Consider the following 26,797-nt stretch of genomic DNA (forward strand, 5'->3'; position numbering starts at 1 on the left):
CGTCGGTGACGAGGACCGAGCGGCGGATCGCGACCCCGCACGGCGAGGCCAGGCTGGTCACCGACCGCGCCCGCAAGCCCCGCGCGAGCCTGCTGCTCAGCCACGGCGCGGGCGCGGGCATCGACACCTGGGACCTCGAGCTGCTGGCCGACCGGCTGCCGCGACGAGGCTTCACCGTCGTGCGGCTCGAGCAGCCCTGGAAGGTCGCGGGCCGCCGGATCGCCACGCCGCCCCCGACGCTCGACGAGGGGCTGGTCGCGGGGGCCAACGCCCTGCGCGGACGCGTGCCCCTGCTGGTCGGCGGCCGCTCGGCCGGGGCGCGCTCGGCGGCACGCTGCGCCCGGGGCCTGGGCGCGGTGGGGGTGCTGGCGCTGTCGTTCCCGCTGCACCCGCCCGGTCGCCCCGAGCGCTCGCGCCTGCCGGAGCTGCGCGGGGCCCGTCTGCCGCTGCTGGTCGTGCAGGGCGAGCGCGACCCGATGGGCCGCCCCGAGGAGCTGCCCCCCGACGTCGAGACCGTCGTCGTGCCCGGTGGCGACCACGGACTGAAGGTGCCGGCCCGCGCCGTCCTCGGCCAGGAGGAGGCGGGCGAGCTGGTCGTCGACGAGGTCGTGGCCTGGCTGGGCAGGGTCGTGCGGGCCTGAGCCCGCCTCGCCACCGCCGCGAGGCGGCCCCGCGGGTGGAACCGAGCGTCGGCACGGGGAATGGGCGGCAGGGGCGGGGCGTTCCACCCGACGTGATCGCACTTCTGGAACCTCCCGCCACGCGGCCGTCCCGCGACCCGCGGCCTACCGCCGGGGGCCTAGTCTGGGACGCGATGACCGACACCTTCGAGAGCCCGGCCGATGCGCCGGTCGACCTCGCCACCGAGACCGAGACCGAGCGTTCCGCGCGCTTCGAGCGCGACGCCCTGCCCTTCCTCGACCAGCTCTACTCGGCCGCGATGCGCATGACGCGCAACCCCGCCGACGCCGAGGACCTGGTGCAGGAGACCTTCGCCAAGGCCTACTCCTCCTTCCACCAGTTCAAGCCCGGCACCAACCTCAAGGCCTGGCTCTACCGCATCCTCACCAACACCTTCATCAACATCTACCGCAAGAAGCAGCGCCAGCCGCAGCAGTCGATGTCGGAGGACGTCGAGGACTGGCAGCTGGCCCGCGCGGAGTCGCACAGCTCCACCGGGCTGAAGTCGGCCGAGACCGAGGCGCTGGAGCACCTGCCCGACTCGCAGGTCAAGGACGCCCTGCAGCGCCTGCCCGAGGAGTTCCGCCTCGCGGTCTACCTCGCCGACGTGGAGGGCTTCGCCTACAAGGAGATCGCGGAGATCATGGAGACGCCGATCGGCACCGTGATGTCGCGACTGCACCGCGGCCGTCGCCAGCTGCGCGACATGCTCACCGACTACGCCCGCTCGCGCGACCTCACCGCAGCGGCTCGCCTCGAGGGGGAGAAGGCATGACGCAGGAGCACGCCGGGCACGACCACGCCGGCCCCGAGGAGGTGTCGGCCAGCGACTGCGCCGACTACCTCGAGCAGATCGTCTACTTCATCGACAACGAGCTCGACGCCGCCGACTGCGCCGCCGTGCAGGTGCACCTCGACACGTGCAACCCGTGCCTGGAGAAGTACGACCTCCAGCGCACCGTCAAGCAGATCGTGGCCCGCTCCTGCTCGGAGTCGGCGCCCGACGAACTGCGCCAGCGCGTGATGCTGCGCGTGCGCGAGGTCCAGCTGCGGCTCAGCGAGTCCTGAGCCGCCTGCTCCAGCGGCCCGAGGGCCGCCGTCGGTCTCACACCCAGGGCGCGTACGCCGGCTCCGGCAGCGGACCGCTCGTGCGGTCGCGCGCGGCCTCGTAGCCCGCGCCCACCTCCAGCAGCGTCCGCTCGCTGCCGGCGGTGCCCCAGAAGGACACCGCGACGGGCAGGCCGGCCGCCAGCTCGGTCGGCACGGTGAGCAGCGGGTAGCCCGCGATCGCCGTCGGCCCGCTGCACGAGCCGGGGAAGACCTCGGGGTTGACCAGGTCGATCGGGCCGGCCGGGGCGTAGGACGGCGTCACTAGCGCATCGAGGCGGTGCTCGCCCAGGACGTGGTCGATGCCCTCGGTGCGGGTCGCCAGCAGGTTGCGCCCGCGGGCGGCGCGGTGCTCCGCGCCACCGACCTGCGGCGCCTCGAGCGCCCGCTCGAGCAGCGACTGGCCGAAGTGCGCCAGCTCCGTGCCGGCGTGGGCGGTGTTGAACGCCACGAGCTCGGCCAGGCTGCGGGGCACGTCGCCCTCGCGGGTGGCGAGGTAGGCCTCGACGCCTTGCCGGAACTCCGCGAGCAGCACGAGCAGCTCGTCGGCGCCCACCTGCTCGCTGCGGGCGTCGAGCCCGCTCAGGTCGGTGCCGTCGACGATCTCCGCGCCCTCCGCGGCCAGCAGCGCCACCGCGCGCTCCGCGGCGGCGTCGGCGTGGGGGGAGTAGCCCCAGTAGGTCGCGCGCGGCACGCCGATCCGCTTGCCGGCGAGCCGGCCCGGCACCGCGTGGGCGGCGTGCGGGTCGCGCGTGGTCGCGCTGAGCACGTCGAGCAGGGCCGCGGCCTGGGCCACCGTGCGGGTCAGGGGGCCGGGGGAGTCCTGGGAGGCGGCGATCGGCACCACCCCGCGCGTGGGCACCGCACCGACGGTGGGCTTGAGGCCGACGCAGCCGTTGAAGGCCGCCGGGCAGGTGATCGACCCGTCGGTCTCGGTGCCGACGGCGAAGTCGGCCAGGCCGGCCGCCACGGCCGCCCCGCTGCCGGAGCTCGACCCGCCGGCCGACCGGTTGAGGGCGTGGGGGTTGCGCGTCAGGCCGCCGTACGCGCTCCAGCCGGAGGTCGACGACTCGTCGCGGAAGTTGGCCCACTCCGAGAGGTTGGTCTTGCCGAGCACGACCATGCCGGCCGCGCGCAGCCGCTCGACCAGGTCGGCGTCGCGGCGCGGCGGTGGTGCGTCGGCGAGCGCCAGCGAGCCGGCCGTGGTGGGCAGGTCGTGGGTGTCGACGTTGTCCTTCACCAGCACCGCCTGCCCGTGCAGGGGCCCGCGCGAGCGGCCCGCGGCGGCCTCGGCGTCGAGGCGGGCCGCCTGGGCGAGGGCCTCGGGGTGGGGGGTGCAGACGGCGCGGACGAGGGGGTCGACCTCGGCGGCGTGCGCGAGCAGGCGCTCGACGCCGGCCTGGGAGGAGTGGTCCATGCCGCGATCCTGCCGGACCCCGAGAAGCAACGAACCCCCGGCCGGAGGCTCGGGGGTCCAGTGCACGGTGCCTGCGCTCAGGCGTTGGGGCGCTTGCCGTGGTTCGCGCCCTTCTTCTTGCGAGCGCGGCGCTTGCGGCCGGTCTTGCCCATGGTGTTCTCCTCGTCGAATCGGTGGCGACCCGTCGAAGGGCCAGGAGGCAGTCTCTCAAATCGTGCGGCGCCGGGGAAATCGGGTCCGTGTCACAGCCTGGACAGGAAGCGCTCCGGGTCGACCACGACCCGCGTCACCTCGCCCGAGGCGAGGACCTTGCCGACGGGCTCGCCGTCGGGACCCAGGTGACGCGCCGAGACGGCGAGGCGGTGCAGTCGCCCGTCGGCGTAGGCCGAGGTCGCGCTGACCCGCACCCGGCGACCCACCGCCGAGGCGGCCAGGTGCTCCAGCGACACCCGGGTCCCGACGCTGGTCGACCCGGGCGCGAGCACCGGCTCGAGAGCCGCGCACGTGGCGGCCTCGCACCACGCCAGCAGGCGGGGCGTGGCGAGCACGGGCAGCGAGCCCGACCCCAGCGAGGCGGCGGTGTCGTCCTCACCGACGGTGAAGTCGAGCTCGGCGTGCAAGGTGGTCATCAGGGCTCCAGTCGGTAGGCGATGAGGTCGACCTCGGGCAGCGGGCGCCAGTCGCGCCCGGGGTCGCGCACGAAGCCCAGGGTCTCGTAGAGCCGGTGCGCGGTCGTCATCGCGGTGAGGCTGGAGATGACCACGGCCCCTGCGCCGAGCTCGCGGGCCCGGTCGACGGCGTGACGCACCAGCGCCCGCCCGACCCCGCTGCCGCGGGCCGCGGGGTCCACGGCCAGCATCCGGAACTCCCCCTCGCCGTCGCGGGCCACCTCGCGCCACGGTGAGCCGGGCGGGCACACGGTGACCGACCCCAGCACGCGCCCGGCCGGCCCGACCGCCACCCAGAGCTCGGCCTCACGGTGCCGCGGGCCGGCGTCGCCAAGCCGCGCGACGTAGGGGTCGTCGGGCCCCCGCGTGAAGGGGGCGTACGCCGCGAGCGTCACCTCGCCCACGGCCGGCAGGTCCTCGTCACGGGCCCGCCGCAGCGCCCAGTGCGGCCCGGGCCCCGCCGCGTGGTCGGCCACTCAGACGCCGAAGGTCGCGCGCGGGTAGGCCGCGTCGACGTCGGTGATCACGTTGACCAGGTAGGGCACGCCGGAGGCGAAGGCCCGGTCGAGCGCCGGTCCGATCTGATGCGGGTCGGTGACCCGCTCACCGGCGCCGCCGAGGGCGCGCACGACCTCGTCGTACCTGGTCTGCGGGGCGAGGTCGGCGGCCACGTCGTAGCCGTAGAGCATCTGCATCGGGCCCTTCTCCAGCCCCCACGCGGAGTTGTTGCCCATGACCATCACGACCGGCAGTCCGTGGCGCACCAGCGTGTCGACGTCCATCAGCGAGAAGCCGGCCGCGCCGTCGCCGAGCAGCAGCACGACCTGGGCCGAGGGCCGGGCGATCCGTGCCGCGATCGCGGCGCCCAGCCCGGCGCCCAGGCAGCCGTAGGGCCCGGGGTCGAGCCACCCGCCGGGGCGCTGCGGCTCGACGAACTTGCCGGCGAAGCTCACGAAGTCGCCGCCGTCGCCGATCACGACGGCGTCGTCGGCCAGACGCGGCACGAGCTCGCCGTAGATGCGGGCGGGGTGGATGGGGTCGGCCTCGGCGCCGAGGAGGGCCCGGTCGCGCTCGGTGGCGCCGCGCACGGTGTCCTGCAGCCCGCCCACCCACGCGCTGCGGTCGGGGCGGTCGTGGCGCTCGAGCGCAGCGAGCAGCCCGTCGAGCACCGAGGTCAGGTCGCCCGAGACCGACGCGGCGAGATCGGCGTGGGTGGAGACCTGCCCGGCGGAGTCGGCGACGTGCACGACCCGCGCCGGGGTGGCGCCGTCCTTGCCGCCGAAGACGCCGTAGCCGAGACGGAAGTCCAGCGGGGTGCCCACGACGACCACGAGGTCGGCGCCGCCGAGCGCGGCGCCGCGGGCCTTGGTCACGAGCAGCGGGTGCCCCCCGGGCACGAGCCCGCGGCCCATGCCGTTGGTGATGGCGGGCAGGCCCGCCTCCTCGACCAGCCGCAGGGCCGCCACCTCGGCACGGTCGGCCCACACGTCGGTGCCGAGCACGAGCACGGGGCGCTCGCTGGCGGCCAGCAGGGCCGCGATCCGGTCGATCGCGTCGGTGTCGGGAGCCTCGCCCCGGCCCGCACCGACCGTGGGCAGGGAGCCCGACGCGGAGGCGAAGAACTCGTCCATCGGCACGTCGACGAAGACCGGGCCGCGGTGGCTGGACCCCGCCGCGCTGAAGGCCTCGTGCATGCCGCCGAGCACGTCGCCCGCGGTGGGCAAGGTGCGCGCCAGCTTCGAGACCGACGCGACGATCGGCGGCTGGTCCAGCTCCTGGAGGCTGCCGCTGCCCCACCGGTTCTGCGGGGCCCGGCCACCGACGACCACCATGGGGGAGCCGGCGAACTGCGCCTGGGCGATGGCGCTCACGCCGTTGGTGACGCCGGGCCCGGCCGTCAGCACCGCCAGGCCGGGCACCCGGGTGAGCTTGCCCGTGGCCTCGGCCGCGAAGGCCGCGGTCTGCTCGTGGCGCACGTCGAGCAGGCGCATCGGCGGGTCGGCCTTCACGGCCCCGTCGTACATGGGGAAGACGTGCGCGCCCGAGAGCGTGAACATCGTCTCGACGCCGTGGGCTCGGGCCACCGCCACGGCGAGCTGGCCGGCGTGGCCCTCGAGGTGGCCCTCCGGGTGCGCGTCGGGGCTCGCGGGCTGCTGCGGGTCGGGTGTGGTCTGCGTCATGCCCGCAGGTTACCCACGGGTCACCCGAGCCGTCAGTCGCGCAGGAAGTGCGGGTTGCTGGCCCGCAGCGCCTCGACGACAACCAGCAGCAGGTCGGAGCGGACCGCCGGCGGGCGCGGGCCCAGCGCGAGCTGGAGGTAGAGGGCGCGGAGGAAGGCCTCGGCGTTGCCGCCGCGCAGGAAGGGGTCCTGCTCGCCGTGCACGGCGCGCTCCCCGGCGGCCGACGCGAGGCGGTTGATCCAGGGCTCGAGGATGCTCAGCGGCACGACGTCGCGGCGCAGCACGCACAGGGTGGTGTGGGCCAGGCGGTCCTCCTCGCCGTGCGCGAAGAGCGCGTCGACGGGCATGAGCACCCGGTCGGCCACGACGTCGAGCACGACGGTCAGCTCGGCCTTGCCGATGTGGGGGGAGGCGGCGAGCGCTCCGAGGGCGTCGGCGCCGTGGGCCACCGCGTGGGCCCATCCCTTGCCCGGCACGAATCCGCGCAGGTCGCGCTCGCGCAGCAGCCAGGTCGCGATCCGGTCGCCCCAGTCGAGCACCTTGCCGCCGGAGACCAGTGGTCGCTCGTTGTCGCGGGCGATGCACTCGGCGAGCACCAGCACCGAGAAGCTGCGGCGGAAGACCGAGTCGGTGCCGACCTCGCCCAGCCCGGTGGTCAGCCCGGCGGCCATGCCGTCGCCGAGACCGGCCAGGAGGTCGTCGTAGACGCCCCGCTCGACCCAGGTCGCCAGCGTCGGGTAGGCCGTGCCGTCGCGGGTCTCGGGGTCGGTGTCGCCGAGCATGCGGGTGAGCTCCGCGGTCAGGTCGTCGAGGGGGCGGTCCGACGGCACCGCGAGGCCGTCGGCGTGCACCTGTCTCCAATACGCGCCCGACATGGCCGTCATCCTGCCAAACTCCCCGGGGTCCGCGCACGGTCGGGGGAGGGCCCGACCGGTCGGTCCGGCGGGCCCGCGGGGAGGGGCGGGCCCGGTGGGTTCCCGGTGCGGGCCAGGTGTGCACGGGCTCACGGTGCGACCGCGTGCCCGCCCGTCGGACGTCGGGGCCGACGGTGCGCCCACCCCTGCCGCTCGCCGTAGGCTCGGCGGGTGCCGTCGATGAGCGAGCTGGTCCGAAGCCACACCGACCTGGGACCCGACGACGTCGCGTGGCTCCAGCTGCTCCAGGCCGACTGGCAGATCATCGCCGACCTGTCCTTCGCCGACCTCGTGCTGTGGCTGCCCGACCGCGAGGGCAGCGGGTTCTGGGCGGTGGGGCAGATGCGGCCCACCACCGGCCCGACGTCCTACGTCGACGACGTCGTGGGCACCTTCGTGCCCCGCGGGCGACGCCCCCTCCTCGACGCGGCGTACGCCGAGCAGCGCCTGGTGCGCGAGGGCGACCCGGAGTGGCGCGACGACGTGCCGGTGCGCGTGGAGAGCATCCCGGTGCGCCGCGAGGGTCGCGTGATCGCGGTGGTCACGCGCAACACCAACCTGCTCGGCGTGCGCACCCCCAGCCGCCTGGAGCTGTCCTACCTGCAGACCGCGGCCGACCTGACCCAGATGATCGCGGGCGGCTGGTTCCCCGCGCAGGGCCAGCGCAGCGATCACGCCGACTCACCGCGCGTGGGCGACGGCTTCCTGCGCGTCGACGCCCAGGGCCACGTCGTCTACGCCAGCCCCAACGCGCTGTCGGTCTTCCGCCGTCTCGGTCTCTCCGGCGACCTGGCCGGGCTCGCGCTGCCCGACCTGGTGCGCGAGCTGGTGCCGTCGCGGCGCCGCCCCGACGAGGAGACCCTCAGCGCGGTGATGGGCGGCCGCACGCACCGCGACACCGAGTTCGGCACCGACGAGGTCACGCTGATCGCACGCGCCATCCCGCTGCGGCCCCAGGGCACCCGGATCGGTGCCCTCGTGCTGGTGCGCGACGTCAGCGACCTGCGCCGCCGCGACCGTGAGCTGGTGACCAAGGACGCCACCATCCGCGAGATCCACCACCGCGTGAAGAACAACCTGCAGACCGTCGCCGCCCTGCTGCGCCTCCAGGCCCGCCGCATCGGCTCCCAGGACGCCAAGGCCGCTCTGGAGGAGGCCGTGCGGCGGGTCGGGACCATCGCGATCGTCCACGAGACGCTCAGCCAGGCCGTGGAGGAGACGGTGCTCTTCGACGAGATCGCCGACCGGCTCTGCGCCATGGTGACCGACGTGAGCGCGGTCGGCAGCAGGGTGAGGGTGCGGCGCACGGGCAGCTTCGGCGAGCTGACCTCGGAGTCGGCGACCGCGCTGGCCATGGTGCTGACCGAGCTGTTGCAGAACGCGGTGGAGCACGGCTACGAGGTGCCCGACGAGCACCCCGCCGGGCTCCGCTCGACCGAGGAGATCCTCGCCGGCGGGCTGCTGGGCGAGGTCAGCGTGGGGGTGCACCGTGCCGCGGGCCGGCTGCACCTGGTCGTGGACGACGACGGCCGCGGCCTGCCCGACGGCTTCGACCTCGAGGGATCGACCAACCTGGGTCTCTCCATCGTGCGCACGCTCGTGGAGTCAGAGCTCGGTGGTCGGCTCGAGATGGGGCCGGTGCCCTCGCACCACGGCACCCGTGCCGTGGTCGACGTCCCCCTCGACCCGCTGACCTGACCGGCCCTGCGGCGGTGCCGTGGTCAGGCGGTGGGTCAGGCGGTGCGGACGCGGGCCCGGGCGTTGCGGCGCTTCAGCGCACGACGCTCGTCCTCGCTCAGACCGCCCCACACGCCGTGGTCCTGGCCGGCCTCGAGGGCCCAGGCGAGGCACTGCTCGCGCACGTCGCAGCGTCGGCAGACCTGCTTGGCCTCCTCGATCTGCAGGATGGCCGGGCCGGTGTTGCCGATCGGGAAGAACAGCTCCGGATCCTCGTCGAGACATGCTGAACGGTGACGCCAGTCCATGGCTGGGCGATCCCTCTTTTCCTCAAGCGAAATGTGCAGGCCAGGGGCAACGCAAGCCTGCGGCAGCGCCCGGTGCGATGGCACCACGAAGTGGACTCGGCCACGAGCGCTCCGCACACACTGACAACTTTTGGACCGTTAAACAAGCCAAATCGCTGGTCTCCTGCGTCACAGGCGTCCCGTGTGGAGGGGGCGCACTAACCTCGGCGTCGTGACCCGATCCGAGAACCCGCCGCCGCTGGTCGTCGCGGCCTCCCTCGCCGCGGTCGAGGGGCTGGTCCTGCTGCTCCTCGCCGGCGCCCAGCTCGCCGACCTCTCCGAGGGGCGCACCACGATGGGATGGACCGTGGCGGCGTTCTTCGCGCTCTTCGGCGTGGCCGTCATCGCCTGCGCCTGGGCGGTGACGCGGGGGCAGGCCTGGACCCGGGGTCCGATCCTGCTGACCCAGCTGATCGCCCTCGGGCTGGCCTGGAGCTTCCGGGGCACCCAGCTGATCGCGCTGGGCCTGGTCGTCGTGGCCGCCGTCGTGCTGGCCGGCATGCTGCACCCCGCGAGCCTCGAGGCTCTCGCCGACGACCCGATGCGCGAGGACTGAGCGGCCCCGGGGGAGTCACTGTGGGGGCGCGGAGAGGGCTCAGTCCTGCTCCTGCAGCGAGCGCCGCAGGTGCTCCAGGGTGCGGTTGAGCAGCCGGGAGACGTGCATCTGCGAGACGCCGATCTCCTCGGCGATCTGCGACTGGGTCATGTTGCGGAAGAAGCGCAGCAGCAGGATCTTCTTCTCGCGCGCGTCGAGCTGGTCGAGCAGCGGCTTGATCGACTCGCGGATCTCGACGTGCTCGAGGCCCGCGTCCTCGATGCCGATGGCGTCGAGCATCGTGGCGGCCCCGTCGTCGGAGTCGTCGCTGGCGTCGAGGGAGAGGGTGGAGTAGGCGTTGCTGGACTCGATGCCCTCCACGATCTCCTCCACCGTGCACCCGATGCACTCGGCGAGCTCGCGGGCCGTGGGGGAGCGGCCGAGGGTCTGGGTCAGCTCGGCGGTCGCGGAGCCGATCTGCATGCGCAGCTCCTGGAGCCGCCGCGGCACCCGGATCGCCCAGCCCTTGTCGCGGAAGTAGCGCTTGATCTCGCCGATGATCGTCGGCGTGGCGTAGGTCGAGAACTCCACGCCCCGGTCGGAGTCGAAGCGGTCGATGGACTTGATGAGCCCGATCGTGCCCACCTGCACCAGGTCCTCGAACGGCTCGCCGCGGTTGCGGAAGCGCCGTGCGCAGTGCTCGACGAGCGGCAGGTGCAGGTGCACCAGGGCGTCGCGCGCGCTCTCGCGACCGGCCTCGCTGCCCTGCTGGTCGTGGAAGGCCAGGAACAGCTCGGCGCTGCGCCGGCGGGTGAGCTCGACGCCCGCGCGCCGGGCGTCGGTCGCCTCGCTCGCCGCGCTGGGGGCGGGGTCGTCGCTCGGGAGGGGGTGGTCCATCTCAGAGGCCGGCTCCCAGGTGCGTGGAGCGCAGCGTGAGCGCGACGGCGAGCTCGCCCTCGGCGATCCGCACCCCGACCTCGGAGGCCAGCGTGTCGAGCACCTGCCAGGCGAAGCTGTCACGGTCGGGCTCGCCGGCGTCGGCGGCGCCCACGGATACCGACACCGTCAGCTCGGCGGGGCGCAGGTAGAAGCGTCCGACCAGGTCGGCCCCGGCGTCGGCCTCGGGCAGCACCAGCGCGCACGCCTCGCCCACCGCGATGCGCAGGTCCTCGATGTCGTCGATGGTGAAGTCGAGGCGCGCGGCCAGCGACGCCGTCGTCGTGCGGAGCACCGACACGTAGGCGCCGTCCGCGGGCAGTCGCAGCTCGACATCGGAGCGGTCGCGGATCGGGTCGATCGTCGGACCGGGCTGGGACATGGGGCCGTCCTTCGTGGCAGGTGCGGAGGAAGTGGTCGAACTCTAGGTGACGCGGTGGCTCCCCGGGTGGGAGGCCGTCCGGTGCTCGGCTGGTGCTCGGCTGCGCCCCATGTGTGCCGCCTGGAACGCCAGCGAGGCCGGTCCCGGGGGTCTACCCCGGGACCGGCCTCGACAAACGGTCGGCGGCGCCCGCCGCGGCGGCGGCGCGCCGGCTGCGTCGCTCAGGCCTTCTTGGTCTCCCAGAAGATCTCGGCGATCTCGTCGATCTTGGCCAGCAGCTGGTCGGCCACGTCGGCGTCGAGGGCGCCCTTGGCGCCGGAGGCGCCGGCGAGCTTGGTGGCCTCGTTGACCAGCACGTGCAGCTGCGGGTACTTCTCGAAGTGCGGGGGCTTGAAGTAGTCGGTCCACAGCACCCACAGGTGGTGCTTGACCAGCTCGGCGCGCTGCTCCTTGATCAGGATGGCGCGGGTGCGGAAGTCGGGGTCGTCGTTGTCGGCGACCTTGGCGATGATGCCCTTGATCGACTCGGCCTCGATGCGGGCCTGCGCGGGGTCGTAGACGCCGCAGGGCAGGTCGCAGTGGGCGGAGACCTCGACGGTGGGTGCGAACAGTCGCGCGAACATGCGGTTCCTCTCGTGGTCCTTCAGGGGTCTGCTGAGCTCGGCTGCGACACTACTCCGCGTGTCGCGTCCCGCACGAGGTGTCTCCCCCTCGAGCCACCCCATCGGGTGGCTGGCTCGTGCCCGCGGCGGGTTGCACGGCCCGCGCCGCCCCGGGTGGGCCCTGGTGCGCGGGGCGTCGATGGCGCCCACGCTGCGCGGGGGCGACCGGCTGCTGGTGCTGCACGGCGCCCGGGTCGTGCCGGGGCGGGTGGTGGTCGCCCGGCTGCCCGACGGCACGCTGGCGGTCAAGCGCGCCGTGGAGCGGCGTACGACGGCCGGCGGCTCGCCCGGCTGGTGGCTGCTCAGCGACGACCCGTCGGTGGGCGTCGACTCCCGGCACCGCGGGCCCGTCGCCGAGGACCAGGTGCTGGCCGTGGCGCTGTGCCGCGTCTGGCCGCGTCCCTGCCTGCTCAGGGCGGGCGCAGGACCGGGCACGGCTGCCTCGCGGGCGCTGTGACGTAGAGCATTGCGGACGCCGGCGTCCTGTATCCGTGCGCTGTGCCAGACTGGCGGGACAGCCCTCCGGGCGTCACGGCTCCGCGGCAACCCCTCGCGTCGAGCAGTGGTCCCGGGCACGATCCGGCCCATCCGACTCGTCCTGGAAAGTCCTGTGATGACTGCTTCTCCCACGTCTCCTGCCACCACCGCCGGCCCTGCGGGCCACGGCCCGTCGGCCTCGCCATCGCACCCGCGGGCCGGGGACCCCGTCTTCGACCTGCACCTCGGCGGCAAGATGTCCATCCAGTCCTCCGTGGCCCTGGCCGGCGCGGAGGAGCTGTCGCTGGCCTACACCCCCGGCGTGGCCCTGGTCTGCGAGGCGATCGCGGCCGACCCGTCGCTCACGCAGCACTACACCTGGGTGCCCAACACGGTCGCGGTCGTCACCGACGGCACCGCCGTGCTCGGCCTGGGCGACATCGGGCCGGCCGCCGCCATGCCGGTGATGGAGGGCAAGGCGGTGCTGTTCAAGCAGTTCGGCGGCGTCGACGCGGTGCCGATCTGCCTCGACACCACCGACACCGAGGAGATCATCGAGACCGTGGCCCGGCTGGCGCCGAGCTTCGGCGGGGTCAACCTCGAGGACATCTCGGCGCCCCGCTGCTTCGAGATCGAGGACCGGCTCAAGGAGATGCTCGACATCCCGGTCTTCCACGACGACCAGCACGGCACCGCCGTGGTGGCGCTCGCCGCCCTGACCAACGCTCTCACGCTCACCGGCCGCGACCCGGGCAGCACCCGGGTGGTCATCTCCGGCGCGGGGGCGGCGGGCGTGGCGGTGGCCAAGATCCTGCTCGAGGCCGGCATCACCGACCTCGCCGTGACCGACCGCAAGGGCGTCATCCACTCCTCCCGCGGCGACCTCACCGCGGTCAAGCGCTCGCTGGCCGAGCTCACCGCAGACGTCACGGGCCGCACCGGCTCGCTGGCCGACGTGCTCGACGGCGCCGACGTCTACATCGGCGTCTCCGGCGGCACGGTGCCCGAGGAGCACGTCGCCACGATGGCGCCCGACGCCATCGTCTTCGGTCTGGCCAACCCCACGCCCGAGGTGCACCCCGAGGTGGCCCGGCGCCACGCGCGCGTCGTGGCCACCGGACGCTCCGACTTCCCCAACCAGATCAACAACGTGCTGGCCTTCCCCGGCATCTTCCGCGGCGCCTTCGACGCCCACGCCACGGCCATCACCGAGGGCATGAAGCTGGCCGCGGCCCGCGCGCTCGCCGACCTGGTGGGCGAGGCGCTGACCGAGGAGTACGTCATCCCCTCGCCGTTCGACCCGCGCGTCGGCCCGGCCGTCTCCGCCGCGGTCGCGGCCGCCGCCCGGCAGGACGGCGTCGCTCGCCGCTGAGACGGCGCGCCCCGCCCGTCCAGCCACTCCCCGTTAGGTTGTCCCCATGTTCGCCGTCTACGCCGACCGCTTCTCCTCCGACGACCCGCTCTCCGCCCTGACGGTGGGGGAGCGGCCCGACCCCGAGGCCCCCGACGGGTGGACGACGGTGACGGTCAAGGCCGCCTCGCTCAACCACCACGACGTCTGGTCGCTGCGCGGGGTGGGCCTGCGTGAGGAGGCCCTGCCGATGATCCTGGGCTGCGACGCGGCCGGACTCGACGAGGACGGCAACGAGGTCGTGGTGCACGCCGTCGTCAGCGACCCCGCGTGGCGCGGCGACGAGACCCTCGACCCGCGCCGCTCGCTGCTCTCCGAGCGGCACCAGGGCACCTTCGCCGACAAGGTCGTCGTGCCCCGCGCCAACGTCGTGGCCAAGCCCGCCTCGATGTCCTTCGAGGAGGCCGCCTGCCTGCCCACCGCGTGGCTCACCGCCTACCGCATGCTCTTCACCCGCGGCGGCCTCGTGGCCGGTGACACCGTGCTGGTGCAGGGCGCGGGCGGCGGCGTCGCCACCGCCGTCATCACCCTCGCCCGGGCTGCGGGCCTCAAGGTGCTGGCCACCAGCCGCGACGAGGGCAAGCGGGCCCGTGCGCTGGAGATCGGCGCCCACGAGGTCTTCGAGTCCGGGGCGCGCCTCCCGGTCAAGGTCGACGCCGTGATGGAGACCGTCGGCAAGGCCACCTGGGCCCACTCGGTGCGGGCCCTCAAGCCGGGCGGGCGCATCGTGGTCTCGGGCACGACGTCGGGGGCCGACCTCGACGACGCCGAGCTCACGCGGATCTTCTTCCTCCAGCTCAGCGTGGTCGGCTCGACGATGGGCACCCGCGACGAGCTCGCGTCCCTGGTCTCGCTGCTCGACGCCACCGGCACGCGCCCGCTGATCGACCGGGTGCTGCCCATGGAGCAGGCCGCCGACGGCTTCGCCGCGATGGCCGGCGGCGACGTCTTCGGCAAGATCGTCTTCACCCGCTGATGGCTCGCACCCACCTGCTCACGGGCGCCGGGGCGGGCATCGGCGCCGAGCTGGCCCGGCGCCTGCGCGCGCGTGGCGACGACCTGGTGCTGGTGGCGCGCTCCGAGGCGAGGGCCGAGGAGCTCGGTGTCGAGCACCCGGGCGCGTCGGTGCTGGTGGCCGACCTCGCCGACGCCGCCGCCCTCGAGCGGCTGCAGGGCCGCCTGCCCGCCCGGCTCGACTCCGTCGTGCACGCGGCCGGCGTGGTGGAGCTCGGTGCCGTCGCCGACCTGACGGCCTCGGCGTGGACCGAGCAGCTGGCGGTCAACCTGGTGGCCCCGGCGGTGCTGACCCGCCTCGCGCTGCCGGCGCTGCGCGAGGCGCGCGGCACGGTCGTGCTGGTCAACTCCGGTGCCGGGCTGTTCGCCCACCCGCAGTGGTCGGCCTACGCCGCCTCCAAGCACGGCCTGAAGGCCCTCGCCGACGCGCTGCGCGCCGAGGAGGCGCAGCACGGTGTGCGGGTCACCTCGCTGTTCCCGGGACGCACCGCCACCGCGATGCAGGAGAAGGTGCACGCCCAGGAGGGCAAGGACTACGACGCCTCGCGCTGGATCGACCCCGTCACGGTGGCCGAGGCCGTGGTGGGCGTGCTCGACCTCCCGCAGGACGCCACGCTGACCGAGCTGGTGCTCAAGCCCCGAGCCTGAGCCCCGGCCCCGAGCCGGCCGCTGCGGTCGCGGGACCCCTCAGGGCCGGGACGTCCAGTTGAGCGCGCCCACCAGCACCATCCGCAGCTGCGTGCGGGCGTTCTCGACGACGAGCTTCTCGGCGCCCGGGCGACCCACGGCGTGGAGGGTGTTCTCGGCGAAGGCGACCATGGCCGTGACGATGAGACCCGACAGCACGCGCAGGTCCTCGGTCGACCAGCGGTCGGTGCCGGGCAGCCGGGCGAGGTCGGTGGCCAGCTCGCGCTCGCACAGCTCGATCTCGTGGCGGATCGCCTCGCGCACCAGCGGCGGCCCTGCGGTCCGCTCTCGGGCGATGAAGGCGAAGTGGGAGCGCTGGCGGTGCACGTGCTCGTCGAGGATCCCGATGGAGTCGTCGACGATGTCCATCCAGCCCGGTGCCCCGCCCTCGCGTCCCTGCCGCACGTCGCGCAGCATGGCGCGCAGCGACTCGAAGGACTCGTCCACGAGGGCCATGCCGAGGTCCTCGATGGAGTCGAAGTGGCGGTAGAAGCCGGTCGGCACGATGCCGACCTGCTTCGACACCTGGCGCAGCGAGAGCGCGACCAGGCTGCTCTCCTCGAGCAGCGCCAGTGCGGCGTCGAGGATGGCGCGTCGCGTGCGCTCCTTGCGCTCGCCGCGGGTCTCGGTCATCCCTCGATCCTAGGCCACCGTCGCAGCGTGCTCCGACCTCGCGCGCCCCGGACCCCTGGGGCCGGTCCGGGAGCACATGTGTGCACCGTCACGCGAGTGGCGCACGACCGCCAGGACGGGGTGGGCGGCGTCACCCGCCGTTCCGGTTGACCTCGCGGCGCCGACCCCGGAGACTTTGAGTGAACATTCGTTCACCGAATCTGACGGGAGCAACTCCGATGAGCATCACGGGCTCCATCCTCCGGTCCCGCGCCGTCGCCGCCCTCACCTCGCCCCACGGCGTCGACCGCTTCCTGGAGCAGGTCAACCCGATGTGGGCGGCCCACGAGGTGCGCGCCCGCGTCGTCGAGGTCCGTCGCGAGACCGACGGCGAGCACCCGGTCGCCACGATGGTGCTCCAGCCGACGAGCACGTGGCGCGGACACCGTGCGGGCCAGTACGTCCAGGTGGGCGTCGACCTGCCCGGAGGTCGGCGCACGACCCGCTGCTTCTCGGTGTCCTCGCCCGCGTCGGCGCCGGGGGAGCGGATCTCGCTCACGGTGCGCTCGCACGCGGAGGGCGTGGTCTCGAGGTTCCTGGTCGAGCAGGCCCGCCCGGGCCTCATGGTCCACCTGGGCCAGGCCGAGGGCGACTTCGTCATGCACGAGAGCCCGGCGACGCCGACCAACAACCACCTGCTCTTCATCACCGGCGGGTCGGGCATCACCCCGGCCATGTCGATGGTCCGCACCCTGCTGCGCGACGGCTACGACGGCCGCGCCCACCGCAAGGTGACCTTCCTGCACTACGCCCGCAGCGCCGAGGACCAGATCTTCGCCGCGGAGCTCGCCGAGATCGCTGCGGGGGACAACCACGTGGACGTGCACCTGGTGCACGAGACCGACGGCGGCCGCTTCTCCGAGGCCGCCCTGCGTGAGCTGGTGCCGGCCTTCCAGGACACCGACACGTGGGCCTGCGGCCCGGCCGGCATGATCGAGCTGGTCCAGGCGGCGTACGCCGGGAGCCCCCGGCTGCGCGTGGAGTACTTCAAGCCCCCCATGACCGCCTCGGGCACGGCCGAGGGCGAGGTCTCCTTCGCCCGGTCGGGCCAGCAGGCCGCCAACACCGGTGCCTCGCTGCTGGAGCAGGCCGAGGCGCTCGGTCTGCGGCCCGAGTTCGGCTGCCGCATGGGCATCTGCTTCTCCTGCACCTCCCGCAAGACCGAGGGCACCGTGCGCAACGTCGTCACCGGTGCCGAGTCCTCGCTGCCCGACGAGGACATCCAGATCTGTGTCTCCGCCCCCGTCGGCGACTGCGTCGTCGACCTCTGAGGAAGGACCGCACCATGACCGCCACCCTGAACGAGACCCCCGTGACCACCGCGACCACGAGCGGAGCGAGCGCCGCCCGCGCCGAGCGCCCCGTCGTGCCCGGCGACGCCGCGTTCCACCGCCTCACCGCGGCCCAGCTCAAGGACTTCGGCGACGAGATGGACGCCATCCGCCAGCGCGTGCTGGCCTCGCTGGGCGACGAGGACCGTGACTACATCCACCGCGTCGTGAAGGTGCAGCGGGGCTTCGAGGTCGCCGGGCGCGCGCTGTTCTACGTGCCGCCGGCGTGGCCGCTGGCCGTGGCCGCGCTCAGCGTGTCGAAGATCCTCGACAACATGGAGATCGGCCACAACGTCATGCACGGGCAGTACGACTGGATGAACGAGCCCGGCCTGAGCTCGCGCATGTACGAGTGGGACAACGTGTGCCCCAGCGACCAGTGGAAGTACTCGCACAACTACATCCACCACACCTACACCAACATCCTGGGCAAGGACCGTGACATCGGCTACGGCATCCTGCGCATGGACGACGACCAGAAGTGGCACCCCTACTACCTGGGCAACCCGGTCTACGCGGCGCTGCTCATGGTCTTCTTCGAGTGGGGCGTGGCCATGCACGACCTCGAGGTCGAGAACCTCGTGGCCGGCAAGCGCACGCTGGAGGACAACAAGAAGATCTACCCCGGCCTGATGCGCAAGGTCCGCAACCAGGCGCTGAAGGACTACCTGCTCTTCCCGGCCCTCACCGGCCCCCTCTTCCCGATGACGCTGGCCGGCAACGCCGTGGCCAACCTGGTGCGCAACGTGTGGGCCTTCAACATCATCTTCTGCGGGCACTTCCCGGCCGGGGTGGCGACCTTCTCCGAGGAGGAGTGCGAGGACGAGTCGCGTGGTCACTGGTACTACCGCCAGCTGCTGGGCTCGGCCAACATCACCGGCGGCAGGCTCTTCCACGTGATGACCGGCAACCTGTCGCACCAGATCGAGCACCACCTCTTCCCCGACATCCCCGCCCGCCGCTACCCCGAGATCGCCGAGGACGTGCGCGAGATCTGCGAGCGCTACGGGATCGACTACAACACCGGGCCGCTCGGGCGCCAGCTGGGCAGCGTGGCCAAGAAGATCTGCCGCTACGCCCTGCCCGACTCCCCGTCCGACCTCAAGGCCCTGGTGCCCGGCTTCCTGCGCCGCCGCCTGGCCGCCTGAGGCTCCTCGGGTCAGACTAGGGAGCATGACCGGGCCCATGAAGGACCAGCTGAGCAAGAGCGAGATCCGCAAGGACGCCCTCCAGGGCGCCGTGGAGGCGACCGCGACGACCGTCGGTGAGGTGGCGACCATCCTCACCGGCGCCGTCAAGGACGTCGCCGGTGCCCTGGGCGGGCTCGCCACCGAGGTCTTCGAGCTGCGCGACGCCGCTCGCCGCGCCTCGGCGGAGCACGTCGAGCCCTTCCCCGAGGTCGACGAGCGGTAGTCCGGCACCCGCCTTCACGACGAAGGGGCCCGATCCGTCACCGGATCGGGCCCCTTCGTCGTGCCGCTCAGTCGTCGGGGTCGTCGAGACGGGCCAGCCAGGTGGAGAACCGCTCCACGGCGGTCTCGAACTCCGGGTGGGTGTCGGTGAACTCCTGGAGCCGCTCGGCCAGCCACGCCAGGGTGACCTCCTCGTCACCCCGGCGCCGCTCGAGCTCCTCGATCCCGCGGTCGGTGAAGTACATGTCAGGCGAACGCGCGGTCGAGCAGGTCCTTCTGCTCGGCCATGTGGCGCTTGACGGTGCCGACCGACGGCGAGGACGACTCGGCCCGCGTGACGGCCTCCACCTGGGCGTCGACGCCCGGCCACACGTTGAGGGCGTAGTGGGGCCACGGGCCGTTGTTGAGCGGCTCGTCCTGCACCCACCGGACCTGCTTGAGGCGGGGGAACCGGGCGATCTCGGCCCGGATCTCCTCCTCGGGGCGCGGGTAGAGCTGCTCCACGCGGGCGATCGCGAAGCGCTCGGCGCCCTCGCGCTTGGCCCGGTCGACCATGAGGTCCCACGTGACACGGCCCGAGCACAGCAGCAGCGTGTCGACCTTCTCGGGGTCGGCCTCGGCGTCGGGGATGAAGGGCCGGAAGGACCCCTCGGTGAACTCCTCGGGCCGCGAGGCGGCCTCCTTGCGCTTGAGCATCGACTTCGGCGTGAAGACGATGAGCGGGCGGTGGGTCGAGCCCAGCGAGTGCTGCCGCAGCAGGTGGAAGTACGACGCGGGCGTCGAGGGCTGGGCGACGACGAAGGCCTCGTCGGCGGCCATGGTGAGGAAGCGCTCGATGCGCGCCGAGGAGTGGTCGGGTCCCTGTCCCTCGTAGCCGTGGGGGAGCAGGAGCACGACGCCGGACTCCTGGCGCCACTTGGTCTTGCCCGAGCTGATGAACTCGTCGATGACGGTCTGCGCGCCGTTGACGAAGTCGCCGAACTGCGCCTCCCACAGCACGAGCGCCTCGGGGCGGGCCACGGAGTAGCCGTACTCGAAGCCGAGCGCGGCGTACTCGCTGAGCAGCGAGTCGTAGAGGTAGAAGCGGGCCTGGTCCTCGGTGAGGTTGGCCAGGGGCGTCCACTCGTTGGCGTTGACCCGGTCGATGATCGTGCCGAAGCGCGACACGAACGTGCCGCGGCGCGAGTCCTGGCCGGCCAGGCGGACCGGACGGCCCTCCATGAGCAGCGACCCGAAGGCGAGGATCTCGCCGGTGCCCCAGTCGATGGGGCCCTCGGTGATGGCCTTGGCCCGGCGCTGGAGCTGGGGCATGACCTTCGGGTGGACCGTGAAGCCGTCGGGCGGGGTGACGTAGGCGTCGGAGATCCGCTTGAGCACCTCGAGGGTGACCGCGGTCTGGGTCTCGCCGGCGGGCTTGTCCGGGTAGTCCGGCACGGTGGTCCACTCCGAGGGCTGGCCGGTGGCCTCGCGCACCTCGGTGAACACGCGCTCCAGCTGCTGCTGGTAGTCGCGCAGGACCTGCTCGGCCTCCTCGATCGTGATGTCGCCACGACCGATGAGCGACTCGGTGTAGAGCTTGCGCACCGAGCGCTTCTGCTCGATCAGGTCGTACATCAGCGGCTGGGTGTAGGACGGGTCGTCGCCCTCGTTGTGGCCGCGGCGGCGGTAGCACACCAGGTCGATGACGACGTCCTTGTTGAAGGCCTGGCGGTACTCGAAGGCCAGTCGGGCGACGCGGATGCACGCCTCGGGGTCGTCGCCGTTGACGTGGAAGATCGGCGCCTGGACCATCCGGGCCACGTCGGTGCAGTAGAGCGAGGAGCGCGAGGAGCCCGGCGAGGTGGTGAAGCCGACCTGGTTGTTGACGACCAGGTGGATCGTGCCGCCGGTGCGGTAGCCGCGCAGCTGGGACAGGTTGAGCGTCTCCGCCACCACGCCCTGACCCGCGAACGCCGCGTCGCCGTGCACCAGCAGGGGCAGCACGGGGTAGGCCGCGCCCTGGTCGAGCACGTCCTGCTTGGCGCGCGCGATGCCCTCGAGCACCGGGTCGACCGCCTCGAGGTGGGAGGGGTTGGCGGCGACGGAGACCTTGATCTTCTCCCCGGTGCCGGACTCGAACTCGCCCTCGGCGCCGAGGTGGTACTTCACGTCGCCGGAGCCCTGGACCGTGCGCGGGTCGATGTTGCCCTCGAACTCGCGGAAGATCTGGGAGTAGTTCTTGCCCACGATGTTGGCCAGCACGTTGAGCCGGCCGCGGTGGGCCATGCCGATGGCGACCTCGTCGAGGCCCGACTCGGCCGCGGCCTCGCAGATCTCGTCGAGCACGGGCACCGTGGTCTCGCCGCCCTCGAGGCTGAAGCGCTTCTGCCCGACGAACTTGGTCTGCAGGAACGTCTCGAAGGCCTCGGCCTGGTTGAGCTTGAGCAGGATGCGCAGCTGCTCCTCGCGCGGCGGCTTGGTGTGGGGCACCTCGACGCGCTCCTGGATCCAGCGGCGCTGCTCGGGGTCCATGATGTGCATGTACTCGATGCCGGTGGTGCGGCAGTAGGAGTCACGCAGGATCCCCAGGATCTGGCGCAGCTTCATGAAGCGACGGCCCGAGCCACCGAAGGAGCCGGTCGCGAACTCGCGGTCGAGGTCCCACAGGGTCAGCCCGTGCGACTCGACCTCGAGGTCGGGGTGGCTGCGCTGGCGGTACTCCAGCGGGTCGGTGTCGGCCATCATGTGGCCGCGCACCCGGTAGGCGTGGATCAGCTCGAGGATGCGCGCCTGCTTGGAGATCTCGTCGTCGTGCGACGTGGAGATGTCCTTGCTCCAGCGGATCGGCTCGTAGGGGATGCGCAGCGACCGGAAGATCTCGTCGTAGAAGTCGTTGCCGCCCAGCAGGAGGGCGTGCACGCGCTTGAGGAACTCGCCCGACTGTGCGCCCTGGATGACGCGGTGGTCGTAGGTCGAGGTCAGCGTCATGACCTTGCTGATCCCGTTGCGGCTGATGGCCTCGTCGGAGGCGCCCTGCCACTCCGGGGGGAGCTCCATGGCCCCGACGCCGATGATGGCGCCCTGGCCCTTCATCAGGCGCGGCACGGAGTGGCTGGTGCCGATGCCGCCGGGGTTGGTCAGCGAGATGGACGTGCCCTGGAAGTCGGCGACGGTGAGCTTGGCGTCGCGCGCCTTGGCGACGATGTCCTCGTAGGCGGTCCAGAAGCCGGCGAAGTCCATGGTCTCGGCGGCCTTGATGGCCGGCACGAGCAGCTGACGGCTGCCGTCGGGCTTGGGCACGTCGATGGCCAGGCCCAGGTTGATGTGGGCGGGGGTGATCAGGTTGGGCTTGCCGTCGACGGTGTCGAAGCCGACGTTCATCTCCGGCATCGACTTCACCGCCTGCACCAGGGCGTAGCCGATCAGGTGGGTGAACGACACCTTGCCGCCGCGGGCGCGGGCGAGGTGGTTGTTGATGACGGTGCGGTTGTCCCACAGCAGCTTGACCGGCACGGAGCGCACGGAGGTGGCGGTGGGGACGGTCAGCGACACGTCCATGTTCTGCGCCGTGCGCGCGGGGGCGCCGCGCAGGACGGTGTAGGTGGGCTCGTCCTTGGCCGGCGACGGCTCCGCCGGGCGCGACTCCTTCGGCACCGGGCTGCTGGTGCCCTTCGCGGGCTCGGCGGCCTTGCCGGCCGGCCGCGGCTTGGCGACCGGGGCGGGGGAGTCGGAGCCCTTCGCGGCGGGCTGGGCCGGCGCGGCGGCCGGGGCCTTCGCCGGGGCGGGCGCGGCGGCCTTCTCGGGAGCCTTCTCGGCGGGCTTCTCGGCGGGCGCCTTCGCGGCTGCTGCGCCGTTGCTCGAGCCGTTGCCGTTGCCGAGCACGGCCTCGGCGCCGCCGTTCTTGAAGAACGTCACCCACGTCGCGTCGACGCTCGACGGGTCGGCCTGGTACTGGTCGTACATCTCCTCGACCAGCCACTCGTTGGCGCCGAAGTCCGCAGGCGGCTCCGTGGTGGTGGTGGGGTGTGGAGACTTGTTGCCAGGGGACTGCGGCACGACTTGCTTCGCCTCTTCCGGGAGCGCGCGGGGTGGGTGGGTTTTCCGTGGTCCAGGCTAGTCCCCCGACCCGGCAAATGCCGAGGTTGAGGTCACCTTTCGGGCAGGGTGTTAGCCGCACCACACCCGGCCCGGGGTCACTGGACGACGCGCGCCCCGCCACCACGGCGCCCACGAGAGGACGACGACCCGATGATGCCCCTCCCGCCCACGGCCCCCGGCGTGTCGCCGAGGCCGCCCGGGCGCGCGCGCCGAGCGCGGTCCGCACGTCGGGCCGCCGGGGCGCTCGCCCTCGCCCTGCTGCTGACGACGGGGGCCTGCACCGACGAGGCCCCCGACGGCGGTGACCCGCCCGCCGCCGGTGCGTCGTCGGCCCCGGGAGCCACCGGCCCCGCGTCGGCGCCCGTGGTCGTGCGGGCCGGGGAGGTCGTCGGACGACTGCCGGCGGCCCGCCGCGAGGGTGTCGTGCAGCGGGTCGGCCAGGTCGTGGCCGACTGGTACGCCGCGGCCTTCCTCGACGGTCCCTGGCCCCGCTCCGACGTCCGTGACGCCTTCCCCGGCTTCACCGCGGGGGCGCGCGAGGCCGCGCGGGCGGAGCGGGCCCGCACCAGTGCCGCCTCGCTGGGCGAGGGGGTCGACGCGGTCCGTGCCGCGCGGCAGCGGGTCGTGGTGGACCTGCTGGCCCACGGCGGACGTGTGCGCGGCGCGACCGCACGGGTCCTGCTCGACTACGTGCCGCTGAGCGGCGCCGACGAGCAGGTCGCGCGTCGCGTGCAGGGGCGGCTCTCCCTGACCTGGGACGGTGACGCCTGGCGGGTCTTCGCCTACGACCTGACCCAGGGGCGCCTGGCACGTGAGCCGGCGCGCGAGCCGGCGCGTGAGGGGAAGGGTGTGCGATGACGGGCTCGCAGGAGCAGGTCGGGAGGTCGGCCGGCGGGGCCGCGCGACGCGGCTGGCGCCGGGTGGTGCTGGCCGCGGTGCTGGTGCTGGCCGCACTCACGGTGCCCGGCTCGGCGGTGAGCAGCCCGCAGGCGGTGCTCGTGGAGGTGCGGCGCGCCCAGGCGGTCGACCTCACCCCCGATGTCGTGTGGATCCTCGCCGTGGGCTCCGACGCGCGGCCCGGTGAGGACATGACCCGGGTGCGCGGCGACGCCCTCCAGCTCGTGGGTCTCGACACCCGCACCGGCGCCGCCGCGTCGATCGGCGTGCCGCGCGACTCCTACGTGCCGATCCCCGGCTTCGGCTCCGACCGGGTCAACGCCGCGCTGACCTACGGCGGCCCGCAGCTGCTCGCCCGCACGGTGGGCGACCTCGTCGGGATCGAGCCCGACTACGTGATGGTCACCCGCTTCCCCTTCTTCGAGGACATGGTCGACGACATCGGCGGTATCGAGGTGGGCAACCCGCGCGCCTTCTCCGACCCCGACCTCAAGCCCCTCGGCTTCGAGGCGGGCCGCATCCGCCTCGACGGCTACGGCGCGATGGCCTTCGCCCGGATCCGCAAGGGTCTCGCGGGCGGCGACTTCGACCGCTCCGCCAACCAGCAGCGGGTGCTCCGCGGCATCCACGCCGCGATCGCGGAGCGCGCCGACCGGCCGGGCTTCCTCGAGCGCGGTGTCGCGACGGTGCTCCGTCACACCGCCACCGACGCCTCTCCGGTCGAGCTGTTCCGCCTGGCGCAGGCGGTGGCGCAGGTCGACCGGAGCAGGATCACGACGTGCGTCGTGCCGGGCGCCCTGGGTCAGGTCGGAGCGGCCAGCGTCGTGCTGCCCTCCGTGCCGGTCGCCCGCCGGCTCGGTGACGCCGCCCGTCAGGACGCGACCCTGCCCCGCGGCTGCTGAGCCGGTGGGCCGCGCTCAGCCCAGCTCGATCTCGGCGCGCACCGTGGTGCCGCGCGAGGTGTCGTAGGACCACCGTCGGCTCAGACCGGCGACCATCATCAGCCCGCGCCCGGAGTCGGAGTCGAGGTCGGGCGGTCGCACGACGGGCAGTGAGGCACCCCCGCCGTCGGCCACCGAGATGACGAGGTCCTCGCCGCGGGTCTCCCACGCGACCTCGAGGGCCGGCCTGGCCCCGCCGCGTCCGTGCCGGACGCCGTTGGCGACCAGCTCGCTCACGATGACGCACGCGGTCTGCACGGTCACACGGTTGACCCCGGCGGCCTCGAGCTGGTCACCGAGCCGGTGCCGGGCCTCGGTGACGGAGTCGACGGTGAAGGGCAGGGCGAGCTGCGCCCTGACCGGTGGCCGCACTGGCTCAGGCGACGGCACCCGGGGCGCCTGACGGGTCGGGCTCCTCGTCGTCGGGCGACTCCCGGTAGGGGAGGGCGACGACGGTGAGCATCCTCTGGGCCAGGGTGTCGCGCCGGGCGACCAGCTCGACGGACCCGCCGGCGCGTCGGGCCTGCGACATGGCCTTGGCCAGCACGCCGATCGCGACGCTGGGGAGGTAGTCGACGTCGCTGAGCTCGATCACGACCCGGCCGGTGTAGTCGGCGGAGTGTGCGGCGATCTGGTTGCGCAGCGTCATGACGGCGTACTCGTCGATGCTCCCGCTCACGGTGAGGACACCGGAGTCGAGGGTGCTGGTGAAGGGGCGCTCCTGCATGGTCGAACGATACCCGCACCGGAGCCGGCGCGGGGCTCCCCCGGGCGGGTGTGCGGGGACGGTGCCGGACACAGCGACGCCGGGGCGGCGGTGCCGCCCCGGCGTCGGGGTGCTGTTGGGGTGCTGCCGGTGTGATGCCGGTGTGCTGCCGGTGTGCTGTCGGGAGGCGGGGCAGGGTCAGCGCGGGTAGATGCGTGACCCGGCCCAGCCGACGTCGATCAGGTCGATGACGCCGGGGATCCGCACGGAGATGGCGCTGACCTCGGTGCCGTAGAAGTTGCTGCCGCCGGCGGGGATGCGGCCGAAGGTGATGACGCCGTTGTCGCCGAAGAGCACCTGGTCGCCGAGGGAGAGGTCGTCGGGCTTGATCGACTCGCCGTCGAGCAGGATGTCGGCGACCTTGACCTCGACCGTGCGGGCGACCTTCGTGCCGGCGCCCTTGCCCAGCAGGTCGATGCGCGAGCCGATGCCGGTGATGACCAGGCCGGCCGAGGGGATCTCGAGCCGGCCGAGGTTGCTGGCCACCATGGAGCGCGCGCGTCCGCGGGGCAGCTGCTCGCCGGAGTACTTGTACTCGAGCCCGGTCAGGGTGACCAGGCCCCCGAGCAGCACCTGGGCCTGCTCGACGGTCTTGGTGCGGACGTCGCCGCCGGTGCCCTCGCAGGGGATGGTCTGGGTGCCGATGCCCCCCATGTGCAGCAGGTCGTTGCCCGCGAAGAGGTCCAGGCCCATGACGGTGGAGCGGAAGACGCCCGAGCGCACGGGGCTGGAGATGCGGGTCTTGGCGCGGCCCAGCTGGAGCGTCGTCACCGAGTCGTTGGCCGCGTCGCTGGGGTCGACGTCGATCTTCAGCGCGTAGGTCTCCGAGGTGGCGAAGGTCTTCCCGACCGTGCCGCCGGAGCGACCGAGCCCGATCGAGCCGAGGCCGGGGATCTCGACGGTGTTGCCCGCGACCGACGACAGCAGCTCGACGAGCTGGTCGACGACCTGGGAGACGGGGGCCGTGGCGTCGTTGACGATGTCGAGCAGGTCGGCGAGCGGGGTGCCCTCGACCACCGTGTCGTCGTAGTCCAACGAGATGCCCTCGAAGCCGAAGGAGTGGTCGGTGCCGTAGGCGCCGCGGGCGCCGCGGGCGTCGACGGCGGAGGGGTCGTAGAAGGAGTCGGCGACCGAGCGCAGCCCCTCGATCCTGAGGGTCGGGATGGCGAGGTCGTCGACGACCTCGCCGCCGATGGCGATGTCGGCGATGGTGTTGATGCCGCGCACTCCCGTGCGACCCGCGGTCTCGTAGGTCTCGTAACTGCTGGTGCTGGGGGAGAGGTGGACCAGGTCGTCGGGGACGGGGAGCGTGTCGGTGCTGAGCAGCGAGCCCACGACGTCGGAGAGACCGGCGGTGCGGGTGCAGGGCTGGTTGGCGCGCGCGTCCTTGAGGCTCTTCAGCTCCACGCCGCCCAGCAGCACCTTGGTGCCGTAGACGTTGGCCTTCATGCCGAAGTCGGTCAGCCGGCGCTCGGCCCGGGCGGAGGGGGCGTCCTCGGCCGTGGCCGTCGTGGGGGTGGTCAGGGTGCCGGCGAGGCCGGCGGCGCAGACCGCGGAGACCGCGACCGCCCGTCGAAGGGTCGTCTTCACTGTTCCTGCTTTCGTC

Annotated in this window: 30 protein-coding genes; 14 read left to right on the plus strand and 16 right to left on the minus strand. The window is 73.2% G+C overall.

What is annotated here, in order from left to right:
* Window positions 1-5: 5 nt before the first annotated feature.
* The 3 genes from ASF47_RS11360 to rsrA all read left to right on the plus strand — a co-directional run bounded on the left by ASF47_RS11360 (window position 6) and on the right by rsrA (window position 1,749).
* A complete protein-coding gene (locus tag ASF47_RS11360; protein ID WP_056864084.1) occupies window positions 6-641 on the plus strand; it encodes an alpha/beta hydrolase family protein in 636 nt (211 codons plus the stop codon).
* A 173-nt stretch (window positions 642-814) separates the two neighbouring features.
* Entirely contained in the window at window positions 815-1,456 is a 642-nt protein-coding gene (locus ASF47_RS11365) for a sigma-70 family RNA polymerase sigma factor (RefSeq protein WP_056864085.1), read from the plus strand.
* Entirely contained in the window at window positions 1,453-1,749 is a 297-nt protein-coding gene (gene rsrA, locus ASF47_RS11370) for a mycothiol system anti-sigma-R factor (RefSeq protein WP_056864086.1), read from the plus strand. The genes ASF47_RS11365 and rsrA overlap by 4 nt, the downstream gene beginning before the upstream one ends.
* Before the next feature lie 37 nt (window positions 1,750-1,786).
* On the opposite strand, the gene ASF47_RS11375 is transcribed toward rsrA, so the two are convergent.
* From ASF47_RS11375 to ASF47_RS11395, 6 genes are all read right to left on the minus strand, one after another.
* Window positions 1,787-3,205 carry an amidase family protein gene (locus ASF47_RS11375; RefSeq protein ID WP_056864087.1) on the minus strand — a complete coding sequence of 473 codons (1,419 nt, stop codon included), beginning with the start codon at window positions 3,203-3,205 and terminating at the stop codon, window positions 1,787-1,789.
* A gap of 77 nt (window positions 3,206-3,282) precedes the next feature.
* On the minus strand, window positions 3,283-3,357 hold the full coding sequence (locus tag ASF47_RS22220) for a 50S ribosomal protein bL37 (protein WP_369759046.1): 75 nt from the start codon (window positions 3,355-3,357) through the stop codon (window positions 3,283-3,285).
* A 90-nt stretch (window positions 3,358-3,447) separates the two neighbouring features.
* On the minus strand, window positions 3,448-3,834 hold the full coding sequence (locus tag ASF47_RS11380; protein ID WP_056864088.1) for a thioesterase family protein: 387 nt from the start codon (window positions 3,832-3,834) through the stop codon (window positions 3,448-3,450).
* On the minus strand, window positions 3,834-4,349 hold the full coding sequence (locus ASF47_RS11385) for a GNAT family N-acetyltransferase (RefSeq protein WP_082500224.1): 516 nt from the start codon (window positions 4,347-4,349) through the stop codon (window positions 3,834-3,836). The genes ASF47_RS11380 and ASF47_RS11385 overlap by 1 nt, the downstream gene beginning before the upstream one ends.
* Window positions 4,350-6,053: an acetolactate synthase gene (locus ASF47_RS11390; protein WP_056864089.1), complete on the minus strand. Its 1,704-nt coding sequence runs from the start codon at window positions 6,051-6,053 to the stop codon at window positions 4,350-4,352. It abuts the gene before it with no gap.
* 32 nt (window positions 6,054-6,085) lie between these two features.
* Window positions 6,086-6,928 carry a DUF2785 domain-containing protein gene (locus tag ASF47_RS11395; protein WP_056864090.1) on the minus strand — a complete coding sequence of 281 codons (843 nt, stop codon included), beginning with the start codon at window positions 6,926-6,928 and terminating at the stop codon, window positions 6,086-6,088.
* A gap of 210 nt (window positions 6,929-7,138) precedes the next feature.
* Here ASF47_RS11395 and ASF47_RS11400 point away from each other — a divergent pair, with 210 nt between their 5' ends.
* Window positions 7,139-8,665 (plus strand): PAS domain-containing sensor histidine kinase, encoded by a 1,527-nt coding sequence (locus ASF47_RS11400; protein WP_056864091.1) that lies wholly within the window; start codon window positions 7,139-7,141, stop codon window positions 8,663-8,665.
* Between the two features lie 35 nt (window positions 8,666-8,700).
* Here ASF47_RS11400 and ASF47_RS11405 read toward each other — a convergent pair whose 3' ends face one another.
* On the minus strand, window positions 8,701-8,952 hold the full coding sequence (locus ASF47_RS11405) for a WhiB family transcriptional regulator (protein WP_027863177.1): 252 nt from the start codon (window positions 8,950-8,952) through the stop codon (window positions 8,701-8,703).
* A gap of 211 nt (window positions 8,953-9,163) precedes the next feature.
* Here ASF47_RS11405 and ASF47_RS11410 point away from each other — a divergent pair, with 211 nt between their 5' ends.
* Window positions 9,164-9,547, plus strand: a complete 384-nt coding sequence (locus ASF47_RS11410) for a hypothetical protein (protein WP_056864092.1) — start codon at window positions 9,164-9,166, stop codon at window positions 9,545-9,547.
* 39 nt (window positions 9,548-9,586) lie between these two features.
* Here ASF47_RS11410 and ASF47_RS11415 read toward each other — a convergent pair whose 3' ends face one another.
* From ASF47_RS11415 to sodN, 3 genes are all read right to left on the minus strand, one after another.
* Window positions 9,587-10,423, minus strand: a complete 837-nt coding sequence (locus ASF47_RS11415) for an RNA polymerase sigma factor SigF (protein ID WP_056864093.1) — start codon at window positions 10,421-10,423, stop codon at window positions 9,587-9,589.
* 1 nt (window position 10,424) lies between these two features.
* Complete coding sequence (locus ASF47_RS11420) at window positions 10,425-10,844, minus strand: anti-sigma factor (RefSeq protein WP_056864094.1); 420 nt, start codon at window positions 10,842-10,844, stop codon at window positions 10,425-10,427.
* 221 nt (window positions 10,845-11,065) lie between these two features.
* Window positions 11,066-11,467, minus strand: coding sequence for a superoxide dismutase, Ni (gene sodN, locus ASF47_RS11425; protein ID WP_056864095.1), 402 nt, complete (start codon window positions 11,465-11,467; stop codon window positions 11,066-11,068).
* 58 nt (window positions 11,468-11,525) lie between these two features.
* Between sodN and ASF47_RS21095 the strand changes: the two genes are divergently transcribed.
* From ASF47_RS21095 to ASF47_RS11445, 4 genes are all read left to right on the plus strand, one after another.
* Window positions 11,526-11,963 carry a S24/S26 family peptidase gene (locus ASF47_RS21095; protein ID WP_235558723.1) on the plus strand — a complete coding sequence of 146 codons (438 nt, stop codon included), beginning with the start codon at window positions 11,526-11,528 and terminating at the stop codon, window positions 11,961-11,963.
* Window positions 11,964-12,119: 156 nt separating this feature from the next.
* Window positions 12,120-13,355, plus strand: a complete 1,236-nt coding sequence (locus ASF47_RS11435) for an NAD(P)-dependent malic enzyme (protein WP_056864096.1) — start codon at window positions 12,120-12,122, stop codon at window positions 13,353-13,355.
* 46 nt (window positions 13,356-13,401) lie between these two features.
* Complete coding sequence (locus tag ASF47_RS11440; protein WP_056864097.1) at window positions 13,402-14,370, plus strand: zinc-binding dehydrogenase; 969 nt, start codon at window positions 13,402-13,404, stop codon at window positions 14,368-14,370.
* Window positions 14,370-15,056, plus strand: a complete 687-nt coding sequence (locus ASF47_RS11445; RefSeq protein ID WP_056864098.1) for an SDR family oxidoreductase — start codon at window positions 14,370-14,372, stop codon at window positions 15,054-15,056. Before ASF47_RS11440 ends, ASF47_RS11445 begins: the two co-directional genes overlap by 1 nt.
* A 39-nt stretch (window positions 15,057-15,095) precedes the next feature.
* Here ASF47_RS11445 and ASF47_RS11450 read toward each other — a convergent pair whose 3' ends face one another.
* Complete coding sequence (locus tag ASF47_RS11450; protein WP_056864099.1) at window positions 15,096-15,728, minus strand: TetR family transcriptional regulator; 633 nt, start codon at window positions 15,726-15,728, stop codon at window positions 15,096-15,098.
* A 218-nt stretch (window positions 15,729-15,946) separates the two neighbouring features.
* On the opposite strand from ASF47_RS11450, the gene ASF47_RS11455 reads away from it, so the two are divergent.
* The 3 genes from ASF47_RS11455 to ASF47_RS11465 are packed head-to-tail and all read left to right on the plus strand — an operon-like array spanning window position 15,947 to window position 18,511.
* A complete protein-coding gene (locus tag ASF47_RS11455; RefSeq protein WP_056864100.1) occupies window positions 15,947-17,038 on the plus strand; it encodes a flavin reductase family protein in 1,092 nt (363 codons plus the stop codon).
* 14 nt (window positions 17,039-17,052) lie between these two features.
* Window positions 17,053-18,246: a fatty acid desaturase family protein gene (locus ASF47_RS11460; RefSeq protein WP_082500227.1), complete on the plus strand. Its 1,194-nt coding sequence runs from the start codon at window positions 17,053-17,055 to the stop codon at window positions 18,244-18,246.
* A 25-nt stretch (window positions 18,247-18,271) separates the two neighbouring features.
* Entirely contained in the window at window positions 18,272-18,511 is a 240-nt protein-coding gene (locus tag ASF47_RS11465; RefSeq protein ID WP_228942470.1) for a hypothetical protein, read from the plus strand.
* Between the two features lie 67 nt (window positions 18,512-18,578).
* Here the strand turns inward: ASF47_RS11465 and ASF47_RS21580 are convergent, their stop codons facing one another.
* Window positions 18,579-18,755 (minus strand): DUF6104 family protein, encoded by a 177-nt coding sequence (locus tag ASF47_RS21580; protein ID WP_165699040.1) that lies wholly within the window; start codon window positions 18,753-18,755, stop codon window positions 18,579-18,581.
* A gap of 1 nt (window position 18,756) precedes the next feature.
* The gene (locus ASF47_RS11470; RefSeq protein ID WP_056864102.1) at window positions 18,757-22,545 is read right to left on the minus strand and encodes a multifunctional oxoglutarate decarboxylase/oxoglutarate dehydrogenase thiamine pyrophosphate-binding subunit/dihydrolipoyllysine-residue succinyltransferase subunit; all 3,789 of its coding nucleotides are present in this window, start codon (window positions 22,543-22,545) and stop codon (window positions 18,757-18,759) included.
* A 192-nt stretch (window positions 22,546-22,737) separates the two neighbouring features.
* Here ASF47_RS11470 and ASF47_RS11475 point away from each other — a divergent pair, with 192 nt between their 5' ends.
* Complete coding sequence (locus tag ASF47_RS11475) at window positions 22,738-23,445, plus strand: hypothetical protein (protein WP_056864103.1); 708 nt, start codon at window positions 22,738-22,740, stop codon at window positions 23,443-23,445.
* Window positions 23,442-24,386 carry an LCP family protein gene (locus tag ASF47_RS11480; protein ID WP_082500228.1) on the plus strand — a complete coding sequence of 315 codons (945 nt, stop codon included), beginning with the start codon at window positions 23,442-23,444 and terminating at the stop codon, window positions 24,384-24,386. The genes ASF47_RS11475 and ASF47_RS11480 overlap by 4 nt, the downstream gene beginning before the upstream one ends.
* Before the next feature lie 15 nt (window positions 24,387-24,401).
* On the opposite strand, the gene ASF47_RS11485 is transcribed toward ASF47_RS11480, so the two are convergent.
* The 3 genes from ASF47_RS11485 to ASF47_RS11495 form a co-directional block, all read right to left on the minus strand.
* Window positions 24,402-24,797, minus strand: coding sequence for an ATP-binding protein (locus ASF47_RS11485; RefSeq protein ID WP_056864104.1), 396 nt, complete (start codon window positions 24,795-24,797; stop codon window positions 24,402-24,404).
* 4 nt (window positions 24,798-24,801) lie between these two features.
* Complete coding sequence (locus ASF47_RS11490; RefSeq protein ID WP_056864105.1) at window positions 24,802-25,152, minus strand: STAS domain-containing protein; 351 nt, start codon at window positions 25,150-25,152, stop codon at window positions 24,802-24,804.
* Between the two features lie 177 nt (window positions 25,153-25,329).
* Window positions 25,330-26,781 (minus strand): hypothetical protein, encoded by a 1,452-nt coding sequence (locus tag ASF47_RS11495; RefSeq protein ID WP_056864106.1) that lies wholly within the window; start codon window positions 26,779-26,781, stop codon window positions 25,330-25,332.
* Window positions 26,782-26,797 lie beyond the last annotated feature (16 nt).

The sequence above is a fragment of the Nocardioides sp. Leaf285 genome (genome assembly GCF_001422955.1).
GTDB classification, from domain to species: Bacteria; Actinomycetota; Actinomycetes; order Propionibacteriales; family Nocardioidaceae; genus Nocardioides; species Nocardioides kribbensis.